The sequence below is a fragment of the Pseudomonas pisciculturae genome (assembly GCF_015461805.1).
GTDB lineage: Bacteria > Pseudomonadota > Gammaproteobacteria > Pseudomonadales > Pseudomonadaceae > Aquipseudomonas > Aquipseudomonas pisciculturae.
Genome location: NZ_JACVZE010000001.1, coordinates 128891 through 150411 on the forward strand (window position 1 = coordinate 128891; position 21521 = coordinate 150411).

A 21521-nucleotide genomic window follows, 5' to 3' on the forward strand; every position below is an offset into this window, starting at 1 on the left:
CTGGATTTGCTGGGTGACCTTTCATTGCGCCGCAGATGGGTGAGAATTTGTTTCACCTATTCATGGTTGCGGGAAGGCACGGCGATGAACGCAATAATCGGTATCAGAGGGCATTGCACCGAATGCGAAATGACCTTTGAGCTAAAGCCCTGGCAGCTGAACTCGATTGCCATCGATGAGCCATTTGAGTGTGCGTATTGCCAGTCGTGCCTGACGTTGCACAGCCGCAAACAACTGCGTCAATTTCGCGCCTTGAACCACTGGGCGCTGGTTCGCCCGAGCATGATTATCCTGACGAGCGCGACCTTGGTGGTAGCGCTGGTCATGGAGTGGGTAGGGCTGCTCAGTGTGATTGGGCAGTTCAATGTTTCGCTGGTGACGGTGCTGATTCATTTCCTGGTCTTACGTTACGCCCGTCATCGGCAAAGGATGACCCTTAACTTGCAGGCCACCCCCCCATTACCAATTGAACAACTCGCACGCGTTGCGTGTACTCGCCTGCGCCAACAGTAACGGTTCGATACCCATGCGCTCGGCCAGGGCGTGGCAGATATCGGGCAGGTGTTCGGGGCTGTTGCGTTGGCCGGGGTACATGGCGGGAGCCATGTCGGGTGAATCGGTTTCCAGTACCACTGCATCCAGTGGTAGTTGAGCCAATACCTTGTGCATCCGCAGCGCCTGGGGCCAAGTCGCCGCGCCGCCCAGGCCCAGCTTGAAACCGAGCTTGATGTACTCGCGGGCTTCTTCCTGGCTGCCGGCAAACGCATGGATGATGCCGCCACGGGGCAGGCGGATACGCTTGAGGGTAGCGATCACGGCTGCGTGGCTGCGCCGCACATGCAGCAGTGCCGGCAGTTGAAAGTCTACCGCCAGCTTGAGCTGGGCTTCAAACAGTGACTGCTGGCGCTCGCGGTCCAATGTTTCGAGAAAGTAATCCAAGCCAATCTCACCCACTGCGCACACTTGCCGATGGCCGTGCAGGCGGGTTAGCCAATCGCCCAGTTCTGTCAGGTCGGCGAGGCGATGTTCATCCAGGTAGACCGGGTGCAGGCCAAAGGCACCGAAGAGGCGTTCATCGGTTTGCACCAAGTCCCACAGCCGCTGCCAATTTTGCTGATACACCCCCAGCACTACCATGCGCTCCACACCCACCATACGGCTGTGGGCGAGGACTTCGCGGCGATCGTTGTCGAAGTCCGGGAAGTCCAAGTGGGTGTGGGTGTCGATCAACTCCACGCTCAGGCCTCGTGAATACGCTGCTTGAACGTACGGCCGATGGCGTGCACGCCAGGCTGGTAGTGCTCGTCTTCAATTGCGGCTAGGGCCAGCTTCAGCGCGGCGTCGGCGATCAGCTGATGTTGTTGGGCCATGGCGTTGACCGGCAGCGGCAAGAAGTCCAGCAACTGGGTGTCACCAAAGGTGCCCAGGCGCAGCGGGCGCGACTTGAGTGGGAAGTCATGCAGCGCGTCGAACACGCCTTGCAGCAGCACGTAGGAGGTGGTTACCAGCGCATCAGGCAAATGCCCCAAGCGTTGCAGCAATTGCTCCATCAATTGTCGGCCACAGTCACGGCTGAATGATTCGCCGTGCTCAATCAACACCTCGCCCTTGAAGCCTTGCAGCGCTTCGCCAAAGCCCGCCGCACGCTCCTGGCTGATACTCAACTCGGGGCGCGCACCGATCAGCACGATCTGCTTGGGCAGCGGTTGCAGCAGGCTGCTGGTCAATTGATGGCAGGCTTGGCGGTCATCGCTGACCACCGAGCAGAACTGCGCAGGGTCCATCACCCGGTCAATCGCAATCACCGGCAGGCCCTTGGCTTGCAGCTCACGGTAACTGTCATCGTTGGGCGGCAGGCAACTGGCCACGAACAACGCATCACAACGGCGGGCGCGAAACAGTTGCAGCAGTTGGCGCTCGCTGCCCGCGTCATCGTCGGAACTGGCGATCAGTAACTGATAGCCACGTGCCCGTGCGCCTTGCTCCAAAAGCTTGGCGATACGTGCGTAACTGGGGTTTTCCAGGTCGGGCAAGATAAAGCCCAAGGTACGCGTGTGCCGGCTGCGTAGCCCGGCCGCCTGGGGGTTGGGCGTAAAACCATGGGCTTCAACCACGGCGCGCACCCGTTCGACGGTCGCGCTGCTGATCCGTTGTTGTTCGGCCTTGCCATTGATGACATAGCTGGCGGTGGTTACGGACACACCGGCCAGACGTGCGATATCACTGAGTTTCAAACCGGGATTTCCTTGTTTTTTGGAGCTTGCCCCGACATTTTGTCCAATCGTAACCGATTCCTGTACACGACAGACGTCCTGACTCAAGCGCCGAGTGGTTCTTCAAGGATGCGCAATTAACGCGTAATCTGCCATAAATTATAGATTAAACGTTTCAGCAAGCGTATTTTTACGATATTCGCTGCTGAGTGGTCACTGCCAATTGACTACTCAGTCAGTTATTCCGAATCGCCCTTACACTGTTTATTCAAAACAATACCTAGTGCATTACTGCACTAACTAGGAGAACGGCATGCTTGAGCTCACTGTAGAGCAGATTTCCATGGGCCAAGTGGCTGTGGATAAATCTGCTGCCTTGCACCTGCTCGCTGAAAAATTGGTGGCCGATGGCCTGGTCGCTGAGGGTTACCTCAGTGGCTTGCAAGCCCGTGAAGCCCAAGGCTCGACCTTTCTCGGCCAAGGTATTGCCATCCCCCACGGCACCCCCGAAACCCGCGACCAAGTGCACTCCACTGGCGTGCGCCTGCTCCAGTTCCCCGAAGGGGTGGACTGGGGCGACGGCCAGATCGTGTACCTGGCTATCGGCATTGCCGCCAAATCCGACGAACACTTGCGCCTGCTGCAACTGCTCACCCGCGCCCTGGGTGAAACCGACCTGGGCCAGGCGTTGCGCCGTGCCGGTACTGGCGAAGCGTTGCTGAAACTGCTGCAAGGCGCGCCGCAGGAACTGGCGTTGGACGCGCAGATGATCAGCTTGGGCGTGTCTGCCGATGATTTTGAAGAGTTGGTATGGCGCGGCGCACGCCTGCTGCGCCAAGCCGATTGTGTGAGCAATGGTTTCGCTGCCGTCTTGCAGCAAGTCGACGCGCTGCCTTTGGGCGATGGCCTGTGGTGGCTGCACAGCGAGCAGACGGTAAAGCGCCCGGGCCTGGCCTTCGTCACCCCGGACAAACCCATGCGTTACCTTGGCCAACCGCTCAACGGTCTGTTCTGCCTGGCCAGCCTGGGTGAAGCCCACCAAGCCTTGCTGGAGCGTTTGTGCGTCTTGCTGATCGAAGGTCGTGGCCAGGAATTGGGCCGCGCCACCAGCAGCCGTGCGGTGCTCGAAGTGCTCGGCGGCGAATTGCCGCCCGACTGGCCCAGCGCCCGCATTACCCTGGCTAACGCCCATGGTCTGCATGCGCGGCCGGCGAAGATCCTCGCCCAATTGGCCAAAAGTTTTGATGGCGACATCCGCGTGCGCATCGTCGATGGCCCGGTGGGCGCCGTGTCGGTCAAAAGTCTGAGCAAGTTGCTGAGCCTGGGCGCACGCCGTGGTCAGGTGCTGGAATTTGTCGCTGAGCCGACGATTGCAGGCGATGCGTTGCCCGCGCTATTGGCTGCGGTGCAAGAGGGCCTTGGCGAAGAGGTAGAGCCGCCGCCCACCGCGAGCGCCCAGCCCGCGGCTGTCGATATCGAACCGGTGCTCAGCGCACCCGTGCCCGGCAGCCAGGTGCAAGCCATCGCCGCCGCACCGGGCATCGCTATCGGCCCTGCGCATATCCAGGTCCAGCAGGTGTTCGATTACCCGTTGCGTGGTGAGTCGTCGGCCATTGAGCGCCAGCGCCTGCAAGACGCTCTGGCCGAGGTGCGCCGTGATATCCAGGGTTTGATCGAACGCAGCAAATCCAAAGCGATCCGCGAAATTTTCATCACCCACCAGGAAATGCTCGACGACCCGGAACTCACCGACGAAGTCGACACCCGCCTCAAGCAAGGCGAAAGCGCTGAAGCTGCGTGGATGAGCGTGATCGAAGCTGCCGCCAAGCAGCAGGAGTCGTTGCAAGACGCCTTGCTCGCCGAACGTGCCGCCGACCTGCGTGACATCGGCCGCCGTGTGCTGGCGCAACTGTGCGGCGTTGAAACCGCTCAGGAGCCGAGCGAGCCCTACATTCTGGTGATGGATGAAGTCGGCCCGTCCGACGTCGCGCGCCTGGACCCAACCCGCGTCGCCGGCATCCTCACCGCCCGTGGCGGCGCCACGGCCCACAGCGCCATCGTCGCTCGCGCCCTCGGCATTCCGGCGCTGGTCGGCGCCGGCCCTGCCGTGTTGCTGCTCGCCTCGGGTACGCCGTTGTTGCTCGATGGCCAGCGCGGCCGCCTGCACGTGGACGCCGACGCGGCCACACTGCAACGGGCCACGGTTGAGCGCGACACCCGCGAACAACGCCTGCAAGCCGCCGCGGCCCAACGCCATGAACCCGCGCTGACCCGTGACGGCCACGCCGTGGAAGTGTTCGCCAATATCGGCGAAAGCGCCGGTGTTGCCAGCGCGGTGGAGCAGGGCGCCGAAGGCATCGGTTTGCTGCGCACCGAACTGATCTTTATGGCGCACCCGCAAGCGCCGGACGAAGCCACCCAGGAAGCCGAGTACCGCCGCGTGCTCGACGGCCTCGACGGTCGCCCGTTGGTGGTGCGCACCCTCGACGTGGGCGGCGACAAACCGCTGCCGTATTGGCCGATTGCCCAGGAAGAAAACCCCTTCCTCGGCGTGCGTGGCATTCGCCTGACCTTGCAACGTCCTCAGATCATGGAAGCGCAATTGCGCGCGCTGCTGCGCTCGGCGGATAACCGCCCTCTGCGCATCATGTTCCCCATGGTCGGCAGCGTCGATGAATGGCGTGCGGCGCGTGAGATGACTGAGCGCCTGCGCCTGGAAATCCCGGTGGCCGACCTGCAACTGGGCATCATGATCGAAGTGCCATCCGCCGCGTTGCTCGCGCCGGTTCTGGCCAAGGAAGTCGACTTTTTCAGCGTCGGCACCAACGACCTGACCCAGTACACCCTTGCCATCGACCGTGGCCACCCGACCCTGTCGGCCCAGGCCGATGGCCTGCACCCGGCGGTGTTGCAACTGATCGACATCACCGTGCGTGCCGCCCATGCCCATGGCAAATGGGTCGGCGTGTGCGGCGAACTGGCAGCTGACCCACTGGCAGTGCCGGTGCTGATCGGCCTGGGTGTGGATGAGTTGAGCGTGTCGGCCCGCAGCATTCCTGAAGTGAAGGCGCGGGTGCGTGAATTCAGTCTGAGCGAGGCCCAGGGCCTGGCGCAAAAAGCACTCGCGGTGGGTTCACCCGCCGAAGTGCGTGCTCTTGTGGAGGCCGTGTAAATGGCAAGGATTCTGACCCTGACGCTAAACCCGGCGTTGGACCTCACTCTACGCTTGGCGAACTTGGAGCCGGGCGCCGTCAACCGCAGCGAAACCATGCTCACCCACGCCGCCGGCAAGGGCGTGAACGTGGCGCAGGTGCTGGCGGATTTGGGCCATCAAGTGACCGTGGGCGGCTTTCTCGGCGAAGACAACCCGCAAGCCTTTGAAGCCTTGATCGCCCGTCGCGGTTTTGCCGATGCGTTTATCCGCGTGCCAGGCGAAACCCGCAGCAATATCAAGATTGCCGAGCAAGACGGCCGGGTGACCGACATCAATGCTCCAGGCCCGATGGTGAGCGAGCAGGCGCAGCAAGCGTTGTTTGATCAACTGGCGTGGATTGCGCCAGGTCACGACGCGGTGGTGGTCGCCGGTAGCTTGCCCCGTGGCGTCAGCCCAGAGTGGTTGCAGGCCCTGCTGGAACACTTGAAAAGCCTCGGCTTGAAAGTCGCCCTGGACACCAGTGGCGAGGCCCTGCGTGCGGGCCTCAAGGCTGGCCCGTGGTTGATCAAGCCCAATACCGAAGAACTCGCCGAGGCGTTGGATTGCCCTACCGATTCAGTCGCGCAACAGGCCCAGGCCGCCCAGCGCCTGCAACTGCAGGGTGTGCAGCATGTGGTGGTGTCCCACGGCGCCGATGGCGTGAACTGGTTCAGCCCGAGCGCAGCATTGCAGGCCACGCCGCCCAAAGTCACTGTCGCCAGCACGGTGGGCGCGGGTGACTCGCTGTTGGCCGGCATGCTGCACGGCTTGCTGAGTTTTGAAGCCCCTGAACAGACCCTGCGCCGGGCCACCGCGATTGCCGCGATGGCGGTGACGCAGATCGGTTTCGGCATCAGCGATGACGCGCAGTTGGCGCGTCTCGAAAGCGGCGTCCACGTGCGCACGCTCACAGAACAATAAGAGGGTTTGTGATGAAGTTAGCCATTGTTACTGCCTGCCCGAACGGCATGGTCACCAGTGTGCTGTGCGCCCGCTTGTTGGACGCCGCCGCGCAGCGCCAGGGCTGGAGCACCAGCGTCGAGGTGGTGGATGTGCAGCGCCCGGAGCGCCAGTTGTCCCAGGCGGTGATCGACGATGCCGAATGGGTGTTGCTGGTTAGCAGCGCGGCGGTGGATATGCAGCGGTTTGTCGGCAAGCGTGTGTTCCAGAGCACGCCAGCCCAGGCGCTGGCGGATGTGGAAGCGGTGTTGCGCCGTGGTGCTGAAGAGGCGCAGGTGTTTGTCGCGGCTGAGTCGGTGGCGAAAAACGCGCCGCGTATCGTCGCCGTCACCGCGTGCCCGACCGGCGTTGCCCACACCTTCATGGCCGCCGAAGCCTTGCAGCAAACCGCCAAGCGCCTGGGTTACGACTTGCAGGTCGAAACCCAGGGCTCGGTGGGCGCACGCACGCCGCTCAGTCCTGAGGCTATCGCCAATGCCGATGTGGTGTTGTTGGCAGCCGATATCGAAGTCGCCACCGAGCGCTTCGCGGGCAAGAAGATCTACCGCTGCGGCACCGGCATCGCCCTCAAGCAATCCGAAGCGACCCTCAACAAGGCCCTGGCCGAAGGTGCGGTGGAAAGCGCCGCGAGCGGTGCGGTGACCAAGTCGGAAAAAACCGGCGTGTACAAACACCTGCTCACCGGTGTGTCGTTCATGCTGCCGATGGTGGTGGCGGGCGGCTTGTTGATTGCCTTGTCGTTTGTGTTCGGCATCCATGCGTTCGAGCAGGAAGGCACCCTGGCCGCCGCGCTGAAAACCGTCGGTGACCGCGCCTTTATGCTGATGGTGCCGCTGCTGGCGGGTTACATCGCCTACTCGATTGCCGACCGTCCGGGCATTGCGCCGGGCATGATTGGCGGGCTGTTGGCGGGCACCTTGGGGGCAGGTTTTATCGGTGGCATCTTTGCCGGTTTCCTTGCCGGTTACTGCGTCAAGCTGATCACCCGTGCGGTGAAACTGCCCCAGAGCCTGGAGGCGCTCAAGCCGATTCTGATCATCCCGTTGCTGGCCAGTTTGTTTACGGGCCTGGCGATGATCTACCTGGTGGGGCCGCCAGTGGCGCGCATGCTGGTGGGGCTGACCGATTTTCTCAGCACCATGGGCACCACCAACGCGGTGCTGTTGGGCATTCTGCTGGGCGGCATGATGTGCGTCGATTTGGGCGGGCCGATCAACAAGGCGGCGTATGCGTTTTCCGTTGGCCTGTTGGCGGCCCACAGCGGCGCGCCGATGGCCGCGACCATGGCCGCCGGCATGGTGCCGCCGATTGGCATGGGCATCGCCACGTTCCTGGCGCGCCGCAAGTTTGCCCAGACCGAACGTGAGGCGGGCAAGGCGGCGATGATTTTGGGGATGTGCTTTATCTCCGAAGGCGCGATCCCGTTTGCGGCCAAAGACCCGTTGCGGGTGATCCCGGCGAGCATCGCCGGTGGTGCGTTGACGGGGGCGCTGTCGATGTATTTTGGCTGCGTGCTCGCGGCGCCGCATGGTGGGTTGTTTGTGTTGATTATTCCGAATGCGATGAACCATGCGTTGTTGTATTTGCTGGCGATTGTGGCGGGGAGCGTGGTGACCGGGGTGGTGTATGCGGTGATCAAGCGGCCGGAGGTGGTCGAGCTGACTGTGGCACCGGCTAAAGCCTGACGCGGTAAAAAATGTGGGAGGGGGCTTGCCCCCGATTGCAGTGTGTCAGCCGGTACAAATTTGACTGAACCACCGCTATCGGGGGCAAGCCCCCTCCCACATTTGATCTCCACAGATCTCCACTGGTCGCAAGATTAGTGTCATCTGCGCGTGCTTAAGTGGCCCTTTTGATAGCCAAAGAGGGCACCTGCATGAGCCACTTCAACCTCGGCCGTCGCCGCGTGATGCAAGCTGTCGGCGCTGGTCTGTTGCTGCCTGGCCTGGCGCCGGCGGTGATCGCTTCGGTGAAGGACCGCCCACAACTCACCGACGGTGTGCAGTCCGGCGACCTGTTGGGCGACCGCGCCATGATCTGGAGCCGCAGCGATCGCCCGGCGCGGATGGTGGTGGAGTGGGACACCCGCAGTATGTTCAGCAACCCGCGCCGGTTCGTATCGCCCCTGGCCGACAACCGCACCGACTTTACTGCCCGCGTCGAACTCACCGGCCTGCCCGCCGACCAGGCGATTTTCTACCGCGTGCACTTTGAAGACGCCCAGACCGGCATCGCCAGTGAGCCTTGGTTCGGCCACCTGCGCAGCGTGCCGCAACAGCGTCGCGATATTCGTTTTGTGTGGAGTGGCGACACTGTCGGCCAAGGCTTCGGCATCAACCCGGACATCGGCGGTATGCGCATCTACGAAGCCATGCGCCTGCGCCTGCCGGACTTTTTTATCCACAGTGGCGACACCATCTACGCCGACGGCCCGGTGCCCGCGCAACTTACGGTCGAAGACGGACGCATCTGGCGCAACATCACCACCGAAGCCAAGAGCAAAGTCGCCGAAACCCTCGATGAGTATCGCGGCAATTACCGTTACAACCTGATGGATGAAAACGTACGCCGCTTCAATGCCGAGGTGCCGCAAATCTGGCAGTGGGACGACCACGAGGTGGTGAACAACTGGTCCCCGAGCAAGCAGCTGGATGAGCGCTACCAGACCAAAGACATCAACACCTTGGTGGGCCGCGCACGCCAGGCTTGGCTGGAGTATTCACCGATGCGCCGCCAGGCCGCTGACGGTGGTGGGCGCATTTATCGCAAGCTCAGTTACGGCCCGCTATTGGATGTTTTCGTGTTGGATATGCGCAGTTATCGCGGGCCCAACGATGACAACCTGGGTGGCGCAAAACCCTTCCTTGGCCGTGAGCAACTGGACTGGCTCAAGCGTGAACTCAAGGGCTCCCAGGCGCAGTGGAAAGTGATTGCCGCCGACATGCCCATCGGCCTGGGCGTGCCTGACGGCGAGGTGAGCCCGGGCGTGCCGCGCTGGGAGGCCATCGCCAATAACGACCCGGGTGCGCCCCAAGGGCGTGAGCTGGAGATGGCCGAACTGCTGGGGTTTCTGCGGGCGCAGAAGGTACGCAACCACGTGTGGCTGACGGCGGATGTGCACTACTGCGCGGCGCACCATTATCACCCGGATCGGGCGGCGTTCCAGGATTTCGAACCGTTCTGGGAGTTTGTGGCCGGGCCGTTGAACGCGGGGAGTTTTGGGCCCAACCCGCTGGATAAAACCTTTGGGCCAGAGGTGGTATTCGAGAAAGCGCCGCCGGCGCAAAACACCTCGCCGTTTGCAGGGTTTCAGTTTTTTGGCGAGGTGCAGATTGATGGGCAGACGGGGGAGTTGACGGTCATCCTTCGGGATCTGGATGGGGTCTCTGTGTTCGAGCAAAAACTCCAACCCACCTGACCTGAAATACAATCAAACCTGTGGGAGCTGGCTTGCCTGCGATAGCGGTGTATCAGTAGCAAATGTGCAAGCTGACCCACCGCTATCGCAGGCAAGCCAGCTCCCACATTTACATCTTCATTGTCATGGAGAGGTCAGTACACATCCCGACGATAACGGCCCTGTTCAATCAAGCGTTCCACGGCTTCACTGCCCAGAATATCCACCAACGCCAGGTCCACCCCAGTCGCCATCCCCTGCAAACTGCCACACACATAAATCGCGGCCCCTTCAGCCAGCCATTTACGCAGCACCTCGGCGGACTCACGCAGGCGATCCTGCACGTAGATCTTCTCTTCCTGATCACGGGAAAACGCCAGATCCAGCAGCGCCAGGTCACCACTGGCCAGCCAACCTTGCAGCTCGTCCTGGCAGAGGAAGTCGTGGGCGATATTGCGTTCGCCAAACAACAGCCAGTTGCGTTGCTGGCCATCGGCAATGCGGGCCTTGAGCAAGCTGCGCAGGCCGGCCAAGCCGGTGCCGTTGCCCAGCAGGATCAGCGGCACGGGCGCATCGGGCAGGTGGAAGCCGCTGTTGCGGCGCAGGCGCAGGTTGATGGCCGTGCCGAGGGCGGCGTACTCGGTGAGCCAGCCGCTCGCCAAACCGAGGCTGCCGTCGGGGTGGCGTTCCTGGCGCACGATCAGTTCCAGCACGCCGTCGCTTGCGATCGAGGCGATGGAGTATTCGCGCATGCCCAAGGGCACCAGTGCGTCCACCAGCGCCTGGGCATGCAAACCGACCAGGTGCGCGCGATGGGTCGGGAGTTGGCGAGTGGCCAAGGCCTGGTCGAGGCTGTGGGCCAAACCATCGATCAGCACGCCGTCGCTGCCGGCCAGGCCCAGGCCCTGGAGGAAGTGCTCGATGGCCCATGGGCAATTGCGTGGCAACACTTCCACCAGGTCGCCGGCTTGCCAGGTCTGCGGCGAAGGGGGGGTGAGCCCCAGCATATAGACGTCGGAGCCGCTGCTGTCGCGGTTGAGCAGGGTGCGTTGGGTCAGCGTCCAGTTTTCATACTGGGCCGTCGGCCATGCCGCTGCGGGGGCGTGGCCGGTGAGTTGGCCCAGTTGTTGTTGCCAGTGCAGCAGGGCAGTGGTGTCGCCGCTGTCGACTTCCACCGGGGCGAACAACGGGTTGCCGCCCTGGTTGGTCAGCCAGAAATGCAGACGACGGGCAAAGCCGCAAAAATGTTCGTACTGGCGATCACCCAAGGCCAGTACCGAGTAGTTCAGGCCCTTGAGGGGCAGGTCCTGGCCGAGCACGCTACGCTCGAAACCGCGGGCGCTGTCGGGCGCTTCGCCGTCGCCAAAGGTGCTCACTACAAACAGCGCGTTTTGTGACTGGCGCAGATCGTCCTGGCTGACGCTGCCCAGCGCCTGCACCTTCACCGGCAACCCGGCGGCCTGCAATTGGCCCGCCGTTTGCCAGGCGAGTTGCTCGGCAAAACCGCTCTGGCTGGCAAAGCCGATCAGCCAGGCCGGGGCATCGCTGGCGTTGGCGCCGAGGCCTTTACGGGCATCGCGTACCTGGCGTTTTTTGCGACGACGGTCCAGGTAGAGCAGCCAGCCGGTGATAAAGAACAGCGGCATCAGCAGTGAGCTGACGGTGAGAATGATGCGCCCCGCCAGGCCGAAATAACTGCCGGTGTGCAGCGCATAGATGCTGGTCAGGATCTGCGCCTTGAACGTCTTGCTGGTGTACTGATCGTGGGATTTCACCTCACCGGTGGCCGGGTCCAGGTTGATCTGGTTCAGCGCACGGTCGTGGGGCGAATCCTTGAGCAGGTAGTAGACGGTGGCCGGTTGCCCCGCAACCGCTGGCATACGGATGTTGTAGGCGCTCAGGTCGGGGCCGGCATTGCTGTAGATGCTGCTCCATATCGCATCGTAATTGGCCACGGGGGCCGGGCCTGACGACGGCGGGCCACGTTTGCGCATAGGCTCGTTTTGCGGGGCGTCGGACAGCAGTTTGGTCACGCCCTGGCTGTACCAATCGTAGGACCAGGTCAGGCCGGTCAGCGCCGCCAGCAGGTAGGCCAGCAGGCACCAGGTGCCGAACACTGAGTGCAGGTCCCAATTGAAGCTGCGGCCTTTTTTGCGCCAGTCCAGGGTCAGCCACACGCGCCAGCTCGCCACCTGGCGCGGCCAGCGCAGGTACAGGCCGGAGAGGCAGAAAAACACCAGGATCAGCGTGCAAGCGCCGGTGATATTACGACCGGTTTCGCCCATGGCGAGGAAACGGTGCAGTTGCAGGACAAAACCGAACACATCCTGGCCGACGGCGTCGCCCATGTAGTCGCCGGTGTAGGGGTCGAAGTAGCGCATCTGGCCACGGCGCTCACCGGGTGGCGGGGTGAAGAATACGCGGGCGGCATTACCGCTCTCGCTTTCTACCCAGAGCATGGCCACGGTCTTGCCTTCGGTGGCTTCAAGCTTGCGCACCAGCTCAGCGGGCGGCAGTACACCGGCCTCGCGCTTCTCGACGCTCAGCACGGTGGGGTTGAGCGCCCGCAGGATTTCATCCTGAAACGAGACCGCAGCCCCGGTGATCCCCATCAAGGCCAGCACCAGCCCAGCGGTAATGCCGAAGAACCAGTGCAACTGGAACAGGGTTTTCTTCAACACGTCTGACTGCCTCGTCTATCTGGATGTGATTGTCACGGCGCGCATTATGCCGTGGGTTATCGAGAAATATTCTGTTTAACACGCAAAAGCCCCACGCATCCGATGCGTGGGGCTTTTAGCGTTTTGCTGCCCGCTTTTAGAAGTGGAAGCTGGTGGACAACAGCGCCGTGCGACCGGCTGCCTGGTTGGCAAAGTGCGAGGCGTACGCCTTGTCGTAGTAGGTCTTGTCAGTCAGGTTTTGCACGTTCAATTGCAGGTCGACGTTCTTGGTCAACTTGTAGCTGGCCATGGCGTCGTAGCGGGTGTAGGACGGCACGTAAACCGTGTTGGCCGCATCGCCGTAAACCTGGTCGACGTAGAACGCGCCGCCACCGATGGTCAGCTTCGGCGTCAGGTTGTAGGTGGTCCACAGGCTGAACGAGTTTTCCGGGGTGTTGGGCATCTGGTTGCCCTTGTTGGAGCCGGTCTGGACGACGCCCTGGCGGTTGCCGTTTTTGCCTGGGTCAACCAGCTCGGCTTTCAAGTAGCTGTAGCCGGCGAACACTTGCCATTGTTCGGTGATCTTGCCGCTGGCGGACAATTCCAGGCCGTCGACACGGGATTCACCGGCCGTTTCGTAAGTGTTGTTACTGACGAGGATACGGGTGTTTTTCTTCTCGGTACGGAACACCGCAGCCGACAGCGACAGGCGGTTGTGGAACAGGTCCCACTTGGTGCCCAGTTCGTAGTTGACGGTTTCTTCCGGTTGCAGGTCGCTGGTGTTGATGCCGGTCGGGATTGCGTTGTTGTCGACGCCTTCGCCCACCAGGCCGCCGGCTGGCGAGGCCGATGTGGCGTAGGAGGTGTAGATGCTGCCGTTATCCAGTGGCTTCCAGACCAGGCCGGCCTGCCAGTTGAAGAATTGGCTGTCGTCCTTGACCTTGCTGCGAGCCTTTACGGTGGAGGTCGGCACGGCGTTGATGTTGGCTTCGGTGTCGAAAGTGTCGTAGCGCAGGCCGACGTTCAGCAGCCATTTGGGGTCCAGTTCGATGGTATCGAACACATAGGCGGCGCGGCTGGTGGCCTTGGTGTTGGTGCCCATGTAGTTGCGCGCAATGGTGCCGTTCCAGGCGTCGTCCGGGTTCGGGTTGCTCAGCGAGGTGCACTGGCCACCCAGGCTGCCGGCGGCCACGGTGCAGGTCGGGTTAGCATTCGGAGTGACGGTATAGCCGCTGACGCGGGTTTCTTCGCCGGTGAATTCCAAACCGGTGGAGTAGCTGTGCTTGAAGCCCAACGCTTGGAAGCTGCCGAACAGGTCGGTTTGGTTGGTGGTCGTGGTGGTGGTCGACACACGGGTGTTGGCACGACGCCAAACGGTACCGAACTGGTTGACGTTGTGCTGGCTGTCGTCAGGTTGAGTGAGGATGTAATCCTGGCCCGTGCTGCCATGGCGCAGAGTATTTTTCAGCGTCATGTTGTCGTTCAAATCGTGTTCGATGGAGACCGTGCTGATATCGGCGCGTGTCTTGCGGAAGTCTCGATCTTTCAAACCGTAGAAGTTGCTGCTGTCTCCGCCGTCGATCGGTTTGTCGTGTACGTGGGCAGCGTTTGAGGCGGTGCTGCCGTAAGCGTATGGAATCCCCGAATCCGGCAGATCATTACTTTCCATATGGTAGTAGCTGAGGTTGACGCGGGTCGGGGTGCCCAGGCCAAAGGTCAGCGACGGCGCTACGCCCCAACGGTCGTAGTTGACTGCGTCGCGGCCTGCAACGTTTTGTTCGTGGCTCATCAGGTTCAGGCGGAATGCAGCGCTGTCATCCAGGAACTGACGGTTCACATCCAGCACGTAGCGGCGGGTCTGGTCGGAGCCGTAGGTGAAGCCACCGTTGGTGAAGTCCCGCGCTTGTGGGGTCTTGCTCACCAGGTTGAGGCTGCCACCGGCCGAGCCGCGACCGCCAAACGAGGAGTTCGGGCCTTTGCTGACTTCGATGGACTCGATGTCGAAAATCTCACGGCTCTGGCCGCCAGTGTCGCGCACGCCGTCCAGATAGGTGTCGCCTTGGGCGTCAAAACCACGGATGAAAGGGCGGTCGCCCTGTGGGTTGCCGCCTTCACCGGCACCGAAGGTGATGCCCGGCACGGTGCGCAAGGCATCCTGCAGCGAGGTGGCGGCGGTGTCCTTGAGCACTTGCTGCGGCACCACGGTGACCGAGCGTGGGGTGTCTACCAACGGCGCGGTGTACTTCTGCGAAGAGGCTTTTTCCACCTGGTAGGAGGTTTCGTCCTGTTCCTGGCCGGTGATGCTGGTGGCGCCAAGTGAAATGCTGTTGCGCTCGCCTTTCTGTTCAGTGTCCTCAGCCGCCTGCGCCAAGTGGGCGGCAGAGCTGGCAGTGAGGGCAACGCCGATGGCCGAAGCCAGCAGACGCGGTGAACTGGCGGGTGTTTTTATTGAAGTGCGCGACATGACGTGTCCTTTCCCCAAGGATGTGAGGCCGCGGAATATAGTGTTAACAAGTATTTCTATCAATTGCGATACATTGCTAATTGCACTGAATTTACATTCTTTACACTTTTTGCTTACGGTTATGACGATCTCGTTCGTCTACAGCGTTTTACAGGCTTGATAAGAATCAATACCATTGACGCCTCTCTGAAATCAGGTACTGCCCATGCTGCTGCACATCCCCGGCCTGTTCTCTCGTGAGGAAGTGCAGCGCATTCGCCAAGCCCTGGAAACCACCGATTGGGCCGACGGCAAAATCACCGCCGGGCACCAGTCGGCCAAGGCCAAACACAACCTGCAATTACCCGAAGGCCACCCCCTGGCCAAGGAAATCGGTGCGGCGATGCTGGAGCGGCTGTGGAAAAACCCGCTGTTTATGTCGGCGGCGTTACCCAACAAGGTCTTCCCGCCGCTGTTCAACTGCTACACCGAAGGCAAGAGCTTTGACTTCCATGTCGACAATGCCGTGCGCCAGGCGCGGGGCAGTGTTGAGCGGGTGCGCACCGACCTGTCGTCCACCTTGTTTTTCAGCGACCCCGACGAATACGACGGCGGCGAGCTGGAGATCCAGGACACCTTCGGCCTGCAACGGGTCAAGTTGCCCGCCGGCGACATGGTGCTGTACCCCGGCTCAAGCCTGCACAAAGTCAACGCCGTGACCCGTGGCGCGCGTTATGCCTCGTTCTTCTGGACCCAAAGCCTGGTGCGTGAAGACAGCCAACGCACCCTGCTGTTTGAAATGGACGGCGCGATCCAGCAACTCACCGCCGATGTGCCCGACCACCCGGCGCTGATCCAGCTGACTGGCACTTATCACAACCTGCTGCGCCGCTGGGCTGAGGTCTGACATGGGCTTTTTGCTGCGTCGTGAAGAAGTGCTCAACGTCGAGCAATTGCAAAGCATGCTTGACGACTCCCCGGTGCGCGCGGCCCAGGCCATCCTGATCGCGGCGAAAGAAGGCGTGGTCGATGCCCAGGCGTTGCTGGGGCAGATCCTGCTGGAAGGTCGAGGCATTGCCCAGGACGAAGCGCTGGCACTGCGCTGGTTCCAGATCGCGGCGCAAGGCGGGCACTTGATGGCGCGCAATATGGCCGGGCGTTGCCTGGAGCATGGCTGGGGCGGCGCGGCGGATGAAGCGCAAGCTGCGCGGCAGTACCGCATCGCTGCCGAGGCCGGATTGGATTGGGCCCAGTACAACTACGCCAACCTGCTGGCCACCGGCCGTGGTGTTGCCGAAGATCAACCTCAAGCGCTGGATTTTTATCGCCTGGCGGCTGAACAAGGCCACGCCAAGTCGATGAATCTACTGGGGCGTTACCTGGAAGACGGTCGGTTCTGCCCACAGGACCTGGAGGCGGCAGTGAGCTGGTATCGACGCTCGGCCGAAGGCGGGGACTTTCGCGGGCAGTTTAGCTACGCGGCGGTGTTGGCGGACAGAGGCGAGGTCGACGAAGCGCTGGCGTGGTTGGGCAAGGCGTTGGCGGGGGGGAATTTGAAGTTTTTGCGCACTGCGTATAAGGCGTTGGCAGCGGCGGATCATCCGCAGGTTCGGGCAATGGCTGAGGCTTATCAGCAGCGCGCTATCAGCTTTTCCTGACTCGTTAGGCCCTGGCAGGGTCAGGCACAAAAACTGACATTAGTTCTCTGGCGAAAGCAATTCTTGCTTCGTCATCATCGCATCACACAAGCCCGCTTGAAGTTTAAGCGGGCTTTTTCATTGGTGTGTCTTGTGTGTAAAAACCATTGTCATATGGCGGTGTGTAGGTTACACACTATGGGGTGAGGCGATGAGAAGTCGAGAGGTAATAGAACGACTGGTGGCGGATGGTTGGTTTGAAGTGGCGGTGAAGGGCAGTCATCACCAGTTCAAGCATCCGGTAAAGCGAGGGCGAGTAACGGTTCCTCATCCCAAGTCAGAGATCGCTAAAGGCACTCTGCATAGTATTTTCAAATCAGCAGGTATCAAGTGATGACCCCGCTTGATGCGTTGGACGGGCTCCCAGTGGCCTGTCCAAAGGAGGAACAATGAAATTTCCAGTGGTGGTACACAAAGACGCTGACTCGGATTACAGCGTGACTGTCCCGGATGCGCCGGGATGCTTCTCGGCGGGAGGGACCTTTTCCGAGGCGTTGGACAACGTCCGTGAGGCGCTTTCACTGCACCTTGAAGGGTTAGTCGCCGATCAGGAGCCGCTTCCCCAAGCGCAAGAGGTGGATGCTCATTTGGATAACCCCGATTTTGCAGGCGGTGTGTGGGCGATAGTCGATTTTGATCTCACGCCTTACTTGGGTAAGTCAGTAAGGTTCAACGCTTCGTTACCGGAACACCTGTTGCAGCGCATCGACGAGCGCGTGCACAAGGATCATCGCTATGCATCGCGGTCTGGCTTCCTGGCGACAGCGGCATTGCGCGAACTATCTGCGTAGCGAACACAAAAAAGCCCATGACATGTCATGGGCTTCTTCTTGCAGCTTGCCGCTAAAAATTACCGACGCGCTTAGACGTAGAACGACTTCAACGGCGGAAACCCATTGAACTCGACCGCGCTGTAGCTGGTGGTGTACGCACCGGTAGACAACCAGTACAAACGATCACCAATCGCCAGGTTCAACGGCAGGCCGTACTTGTAGTTCTCATACATGATGTCGGCGCTGTCGCAGGTAGGGCCGGCGATGACGACTTCTTCCATCTCGCCTTTCTTCTCGGTCCAGATCGGGAACTTGATGGCTTCGTCCATGGTTTCGATCAGGCCGGAGAACTTGCCCACATCCGTGTACACCCAACGCTCGACAGCGGTACGGGATTTACGCGCAACCAATACCACTTCACTGACCAGGATGCCGGCGTTGGCGATCAACGAACGGCCCGGCTCCAGGATGATTTCCGGCAGGTCGTCGCCGAAATCTTCCTTGAGGAAGCGGATGATTTCTTCAGCGTAGGTTTCCAGGCTGTTGGTGCGGGTGATGTAGTTGGCCGGGAAGCCGCCGCCCATGTTGATCAGCTTGAGGTGGATGTTGTCTTCTTCTTTCAGGCGCTCAAAGATCACTTTGACCTTGGCAATCGCGGCGTCCCACACGCTGATGTCGCGCTGCTGGGAACCCACGTGGAACGAGATGCCGTACGGCACCAGGCCCAGGTCACGGGCCAGGATCAGCAGGTCCATGGCCATGTCGGTCTGGCAGCCGAATTTGCGCGACAAAGGCCAGTCAGCCGTGGTCGAACCTTCGGTGAGGATACGCACATACACTTTCGAACCCGGCGCAGCCTTGGCGATGTTGCGCAGGTCGGCTTCGGAGTCGGTGGAGAACAGACGCACGCCTTTTTCAAAGAAGTAGCGGATGTCCTTGGATTTCTTGATGGTGTTGCCGTAGCTGATACGGTCGGCGCTGACGCCACGGTCCATCACCTTGTCCAGCTCATAGATCGAGGCGATGTCGAAGCTCGAACCCTTATCCTTGAGCAGGTCGATGATCTCGACCGCTGGGTTGGCCTTGACCGCGTAATAAACCTTGGCGAATTCGAAACCGGCGCGCAGGTCATCGTAGGCCTGGCTGATCATCGCGGTGTCGATCACCACGAACGGGGTTTCTTGCTTGTCGGCGAACGCCTTCATTTTGTCAAAGGTGGCGCGCGCGAAATAATCTTCGACGTTGATCGACATGCTGGAGACTCCTAAGGGCAAACTAGATTGATCAATGGGTGCAAATGAACGTCCTCCGTATCCCCACTTTGGTTCGCCTACTTCCCAAGGCATGTCGCCGAAAGCAAAAAGGCCACGGGAGGTACCGCTTCCCTTGGCCTTGCTGTCTCGTCGTCAGTACTTGAGCCGGATGGATCGTTTCCAGCATGGACGTTCGGCGCGAACTTTAGGGCTTGATGGGCGTGGGATCAACAAAAAATGTCGTGTTTTTGCACGCATTCGTCGCGGGGAGGGTTCGGTCCCTTTTTAACGGACCTTTGTGAACGTGTGATGTTCCTGCGGGCGGGATGATTACTGGCAGGCCTTCGCGCTATGAAGTCGAGGATTGTGCTGACCTCGCCTCAATGAAAATGGCATTGGTTGGGCAGACCCATCTGCGCCGGTGGCAGCATTCGCTATAACCGGCACGATGAGTGCTAATAATAAAATTGCCGGGTTTAGAGTGCATTAACAGTGATTGTTACGCTGGCCTTTACGTTTGGGTGACTTTGTATGTAAACACTGACTGTTAGTCTAAAAGTCCCAGTAGGTAAGTTTGTGGCGTAAAGTCTCGCGTGTGCAGAGCTAGGAGCTGCTGTGCCTATGCGAACAGCGGGGCCGGTTGAGCTCACGGACCATACGAAAGTAAGCTCGCGGTCCGGTATCGGCCTGCCTTGAGTATCGTGGGCGTAACCGGTTGGGGCGTGTTGCCAGTAGAGATCGCCGTTGATCTGACCGCCTCTACTAATGTTGAGTTCCCTTGTATACCCCATGCCCACTGTGCCGGGTACGTTGGTTGTGCTGTATTCGACGGAGGTGCCATTCTCTTCGGTTTTATCAATGTCTGGTTTTTTGTCCATGATCACGTTTCTCACTCAGTAGTTGGATTCGTTGTTCAGCGCAAGGCGGATATATATCCAAGCTAACTATGTTGTGATTTGTGCGAGTGGACTACTGTGATAAATGACAGTTTTTTAGAAGGAACGGTGATAAAGAATGGTTTTATTATTATGTCTGTAAAATGGGGCTGTGCGACGTAACATGCACAAAACCGCGCACTCACTAGAGTGAGTGCGCGGTACACGCACGGGGAATCAGGCCAACGCAGTCTCGGCAGGCGAGACGATACTGGTCTTGCCCCCACGGGATTTACCCGAACTCAGGTACTCAGCAATCGACTCCTGCGTCACCTCCCCGAGGAACACCCGCTCCGCATCCATCACCGGCAACCACGAGCGGTTGAACTCGTACATGCGCGACAGCAGGATGCGCAAATGCTCGTCATACGCCGCCGTGGCGTTGAACTCGCGCAGGTACTGGCCGCAGGTGCCGGCCTGACGGTGCAGGTCGCGACGTCGCACGTAACCCAGCGCCTTGTTCTCGGCACAGGTCACGACCACATAGCGGCGGTCGGTTTCGTCCATCAGTTCCAAGGCATCAGCCACCGGGGTTTCCGGGCTGACCGACGGGGCGTTGTCGGCGGCGTCTTCGGCTTTCACCAGCAGCAGGCGCTTGAGGGTGCTGTCCTGGCCCACGAAGTTGCTGACGAACTCGTCGGCCGGGTGCGCCAGCAGGGTGTCCGGATGGTCGATTTGCAGCAGCTTGCCGGCACGGAAGATTGCGATCTTGTCACCCAGCTTGATGGCTTCGTCGATGTCGTGGCTGACCATGATCACGGTCTTGTTCAGCGCCCGTTGCATCTCGAAGAACTCGTTCTGGATCATCTCGCGGTTGATCGGGTCGACCGCGCCGAACGGCTCGTCCATCAGCAGCAACGGGGCGTCGGCCGCCAGGGCGCGGATCACGCCGATACGCTGTTGCTGGCCTCCGGACAATTCACGCGGGTAGCGATGCAGGTACTGCTTGGGTTCCAGCTTGATCATGCTCATCAACTCGCGGGCGCGGTCGTGGCATTTCTGTTTGTCCCACCCGAGCAGTTTCGGCACGACCACGATGTTTTCTTCGATGGTCATGTTGGGGAACAGGCCGATCTGCTGGATCACATAACCGATGTTGCGACGCAGGGTCACCTCATCCAGGTCGGTGGTGTCTTCGCCGTTGATCAAAATCTTGCCCGAGGTGGGCTTGATCAGGCGGTTGATCATTTTCAGCGTGGTGCTCTTGCCGCAACCCGAAGGGCCGAGGAATACGCAAATTTCGCCTTCGTTAACGGTCAGGCTTACATCGTTGACGGCCGTTACAGTCTTGCCGTTGCTTTGGAAGGTCTTGGACAGGTTTTGAAGTTCGATCATTTGAGCAATCCTTTTGGAGTCAGCGAGCGTTGCAGCCATTGCAAAAGCAGGTCGGCGAAGATGGCCAGGAGACTGACCAGCACGGCGCCAACGATCAGCATCGACATGTCGCTGCGGCTGATGGAAGCCAGAATAAGTACACCCAGGCCACCGGCGCCGATGGTGGCGGCGATGGTCATTACACCGATGTTCATCACCACGGCGGTGCGTACACCGGCGAGGATCACCGGCACGGCAATTGGCAGTTCAACCATGCGCAGGCGCTGGCCGAAGGTCATGCCGATGCCTTTGGCGGCTTCGCGAATACCCGGTTCCACGCCGGTGAGGGCGAGGTAGGTGTTACGCATGATCGGCAATAGGGAGTAAAGGAACACGGCGGTGATCGCCGGCATCGGGCCCAGGCCTTGACCGAATTTGGAGTAAAACGGCAGCAGCAGGCCGAACAGCGCGATGGACGGCACGGTCAGCAACACTGTGGCGCTGGCTTGCAGCGGGCCGGCCAAGGTCGGGAAGCGCGTCATCAACACGCCCAGGGGCACGCCCACGACGATAGCCAGGATGACCGCAATGCCGACCAGGGTGATGTGCTGCCCGGTCAGATGCAGCACTTGGGCCCAATCAAGATGGGAAAAGGCGTTTAAAAATTCCATGTCTTCTCCTCG

16 protein-coding genes are annotated in these 21521 nt (G+C 60.6%); 9 read left to right on the top strand and 7 right to left on the bottom strand.

The features are described 5' to 3' along the window. Positions 1-84 precede the first annotated feature (84 nt). Positions 85-513 (top strand): hypothetical protein, encoded by a 429-nt coding sequence (locus tag ICY20_RS00670; RefSeq protein WP_159959004.1) that lies wholly within the window; start codon positions 85-87, stop codon positions 511-513. On the opposite strand, the gene ICY20_RS00675 is transcribed toward ICY20_RS00670, so the two are convergent. Next, a complete protein-coding gene (locus ICY20_RS00675) occupies positions 460-1236 on the bottom strand; it encodes a TatD family hydrolase (protein WP_159959006.1) in 777 nt (258 codons plus the stop codon). The two genes, ICY20_RS00670 and ICY20_RS00675, sit on opposite strands and share 54 nt — an antisense overlap. Before the next feature lie 2 nt (positions 1237-1238). Further along, a complete protein-coding gene (cra, locus tag ICY20_RS00680) occupies positions 1239-2234 on the bottom strand; it encodes a catabolite repressor/activator (protein ID WP_122489576.1) in 996 nt (331 codons plus the stop codon). 292 nt (positions 2235-2526) lie between these two features. Between cra and ptsP the strand changes: the two genes are divergently transcribed. From ptsP to ICY20_RS00700, 4 genes are all read left to right on the top strand, one after another. Then, on the top strand, positions 2527-5385 hold the full coding sequence (gene ptsP, locus ICY20_RS00685; protein ID WP_194936733.1) for a phosphoenolpyruvate--protein phosphotransferase: 2859 nt from the start codon (positions 2527-2529) through the stop codon (positions 5383-5385). Beyond that, positions 5386-6327: a 1-phosphofructokinase gene (gene pfkB / locus ICY20_RS00690; protein WP_159959010.1), complete on the top strand. Its 942-nt coding sequence runs from the start codon at positions 5386-5388 to the stop codon at positions 6325-6327. Between the two features lie 11 nt (positions 6328-6338). Beyond that, on the top strand, positions 6339-8051 hold the full coding sequence (locus tag ICY20_RS00695; RefSeq protein ID WP_159959012.1) for a PTS fructose-like transporter subunit IIB: 1713 nt from the start codon (positions 6339-6341) through the stop codon (positions 8049-8051). 191 nt (positions 8052-8242) lie between these two features. Next, entirely contained in the window at positions 8243-9784 is a 1542-nt protein-coding gene (locus ICY20_RS00700) for an alkaline phosphatase D family protein (RefSeq protein ID WP_194936734.1), read from the top strand. 134 nt (positions 9785-9918) lie between these two features. Here ICY20_RS00700 and ICY20_RS00705 read toward each other — a convergent pair whose 3' ends face one another. Both ICY20_RS00705 and ICY20_RS00710 read right to left on the bottom strand, forming a co-directional pair. Beyond that, positions 9919-12444 carry a PepSY domain-containing protein gene (locus ICY20_RS00705; protein ID WP_194936735.1) on the bottom strand — a complete coding sequence of 842 codons (2526 nt, stop codon included), beginning with the start codon at positions 12442-12444 and terminating at the stop codon, positions 9919-9921. 136 nt (positions 12445-12580) lie between these two features. Then, positions 12581-14887 carry a TonB-dependent receptor gene (locus ICY20_RS00710; RefSeq protein ID WP_194936736.1) on the bottom strand — a complete coding sequence of 769 codons (2307 nt, stop codon included), beginning with the start codon at positions 14885-14887 and terminating at the stop codon, positions 12581-12583. A gap of 205 nt (positions 14888-15092) precedes the next feature. Between ICY20_RS00710 and ICY20_RS00715 the strand changes: the two genes are divergently transcribed. The 4 genes from ICY20_RS00715 to ICY20_RS00730 all read left to right on the top strand — a co-directional run bounded on the left by ICY20_RS00715 (position 15093) and on the right by ICY20_RS00730 (position 17354). After that, complete coding sequence (locus ICY20_RS00715) at positions 15093-15773, top strand: Fe2+-dependent dioxygenase (protein ID WP_194936737.1); 681 nt, start codon at positions 15093-15095, stop codon at positions 15771-15773. A 1-nt stretch (position 15774) separates the two neighbouring features. Then, positions 15775-16524 (top strand): tetratricopeptide repeat protein, encoded by a 750-nt coding sequence (locus ICY20_RS00720; protein WP_194936738.1) that lies wholly within the window; start codon positions 15775-15777, stop codon positions 16522-16524. Positions 16525-16714: 190 nt separating this feature from the next. Beyond that, positions 16715-16897 carry a type II toxin-antitoxin system HicA family toxin gene (locus tag ICY20_RS00725; RefSeq protein ID WP_122489585.1) on the top strand — a complete coding sequence of 61 codons (183 nt, stop codon included), beginning with the start codon at positions 16715-16717 and terminating at the stop codon, positions 16895-16897. 55 nt (positions 16898-16952) lie between these two features. Further along, a complete protein-coding gene (locus ICY20_RS00730; RefSeq protein ID WP_159960665.1) occupies positions 16953-17354 on the top strand; it encodes a type II toxin-antitoxin system HicB family antitoxin in 402 nt (133 codons plus the stop codon). A 71-nt stretch (positions 17355-17425) separates the two neighbouring features. Here the strand turns inward: ICY20_RS00730 and ICY20_RS00735 are convergent, their stop codons facing one another. From ICY20_RS00735 to ICY20_RS00745, 3 genes are all read right to left on the bottom strand, one after another. Beyond that, positions 17426-18589, bottom strand: a complete 1164-nt coding sequence (locus ICY20_RS00735; RefSeq protein WP_122489587.1) for a type III PLP-dependent enzyme — start codon at positions 18587-18589, stop codon at positions 17426-17428. A 1112-nt stretch (positions 18590-19701) separates the two neighbouring features. Then, positions 19702-20859, bottom strand: a complete 1158-nt coding sequence (locus ICY20_RS00740) for an osmoprotectant ABC transporter ATP-binding protein OsmV (RefSeq protein ID WP_159960663.1) — start codon at positions 20857-20859, stop codon at positions 19702-19704. Then, entirely contained in the window at positions 20856-21509 is a 654-nt protein-coding gene (locus tag ICY20_RS00745) for an ABC transporter permease (RefSeq protein ID WP_010565549.1), read from the bottom strand. The genes ICY20_RS00740 and ICY20_RS00745 overlap by 4 nt, the downstream gene beginning before the upstream one ends. Positions 21510-21521 lie beyond the last annotated feature (12 nt).

What these genes read in the sequence shown, in the direction of transcription:
- ICY20_RS00695 (WP_159959012.1), top strand. Translation starts at nt 6,339, where the DNA reads ATGAAGTTAGCCATTGTTACTGCCTGCCCGAACGGCATGGTCACCAGT.
- ICY20_RS00670 (WP_159959004.1), top strand. Translation starts at nt 85, where the DNA reads ATGAACGCAATAATCGGTATCAGAGGGCATTGCACCGAATGCGAAATG.
- ICY20_RS00715 (WP_194936737.1), top strand. Translation starts at nt 15,093, where the DNA reads ATGCTGCTGCACATCCCCGGCCTGTTCTCTCGTGAGGAAGTGCAGCGC.
- pfkB (WP_159959010.1), top strand. Translation starts at nt 5,386, where the DNA reads ATGGCAAGGATTCTGACCCTGACGCTAAACCCGGCGTTGGACCTCACT.
- ICY20_RS00745 (WP_010565549.1), bottom strand. Translation starts at nt 21,509, where the DNA reads ATGGAATTTTTAAACGCCTTTTCCCATCTTGATTGGGCCCAAGTGCTG.
- ICY20_RS00700 (WP_194936734.1), top strand. Translation starts at nt 8,243, where the DNA reads ATGAGCCACTTCAACCTCGGCCGTCGCCGCGTGATGCAAGCTGTCGGC.
- ICY20_RS00720 (WP_194936738.1), top strand. Translation starts at nt 15,775, where the DNA reads ATGGGCTTTTTGCTGCGTCGTGAAGAAGTGCTCAACGTCGAGCAATTG.
- ICY20_RS00735 (WP_122489587.1), bottom strand. Translation starts at nt 18,589, where the DNA reads ATGTCGATCAACGTCGAAGATTATTTCGCGCGCGCCACCTTTGACAAA.
- ICY20_RS00725 (WP_122489585.1), top strand. Translation starts at nt 16,715, where the DNA reads ATGAGAAGTCGAGAGGTAATAGAACGACTGGTGGCGGATGGTTGGTTT.
- ICY20_RS00730 (WP_159960665.1), top strand. Translation starts at nt 16,953, where the DNA reads ATGAAATTTCCAGTGGTGGTACACAAAGACGCTGACTCGGATTACAGC.
- ICY20_RS00710 (WP_194936736.1), bottom strand. Translation starts at nt 14,887, where the DNA reads ATGTCGCGCACTTCAATAAAAACACCCGCCAGTTCACCGCGTCTGCTG.
- ICY20_RS00740 (WP_159960663.1), bottom strand. Translation starts at nt 20,859, where the DNA reads ATGATCGAACTTCAAAACCTGTCCAAGACCTTCCAAAGCAACGGCAAG.
- ptsP (WP_194936733.1), top strand. Translation starts at nt 2,527, where the DNA reads ATGCTTGAGCTCACTGTAGAGCAGATTTCCATGGGCCAAGTGGCTGTG.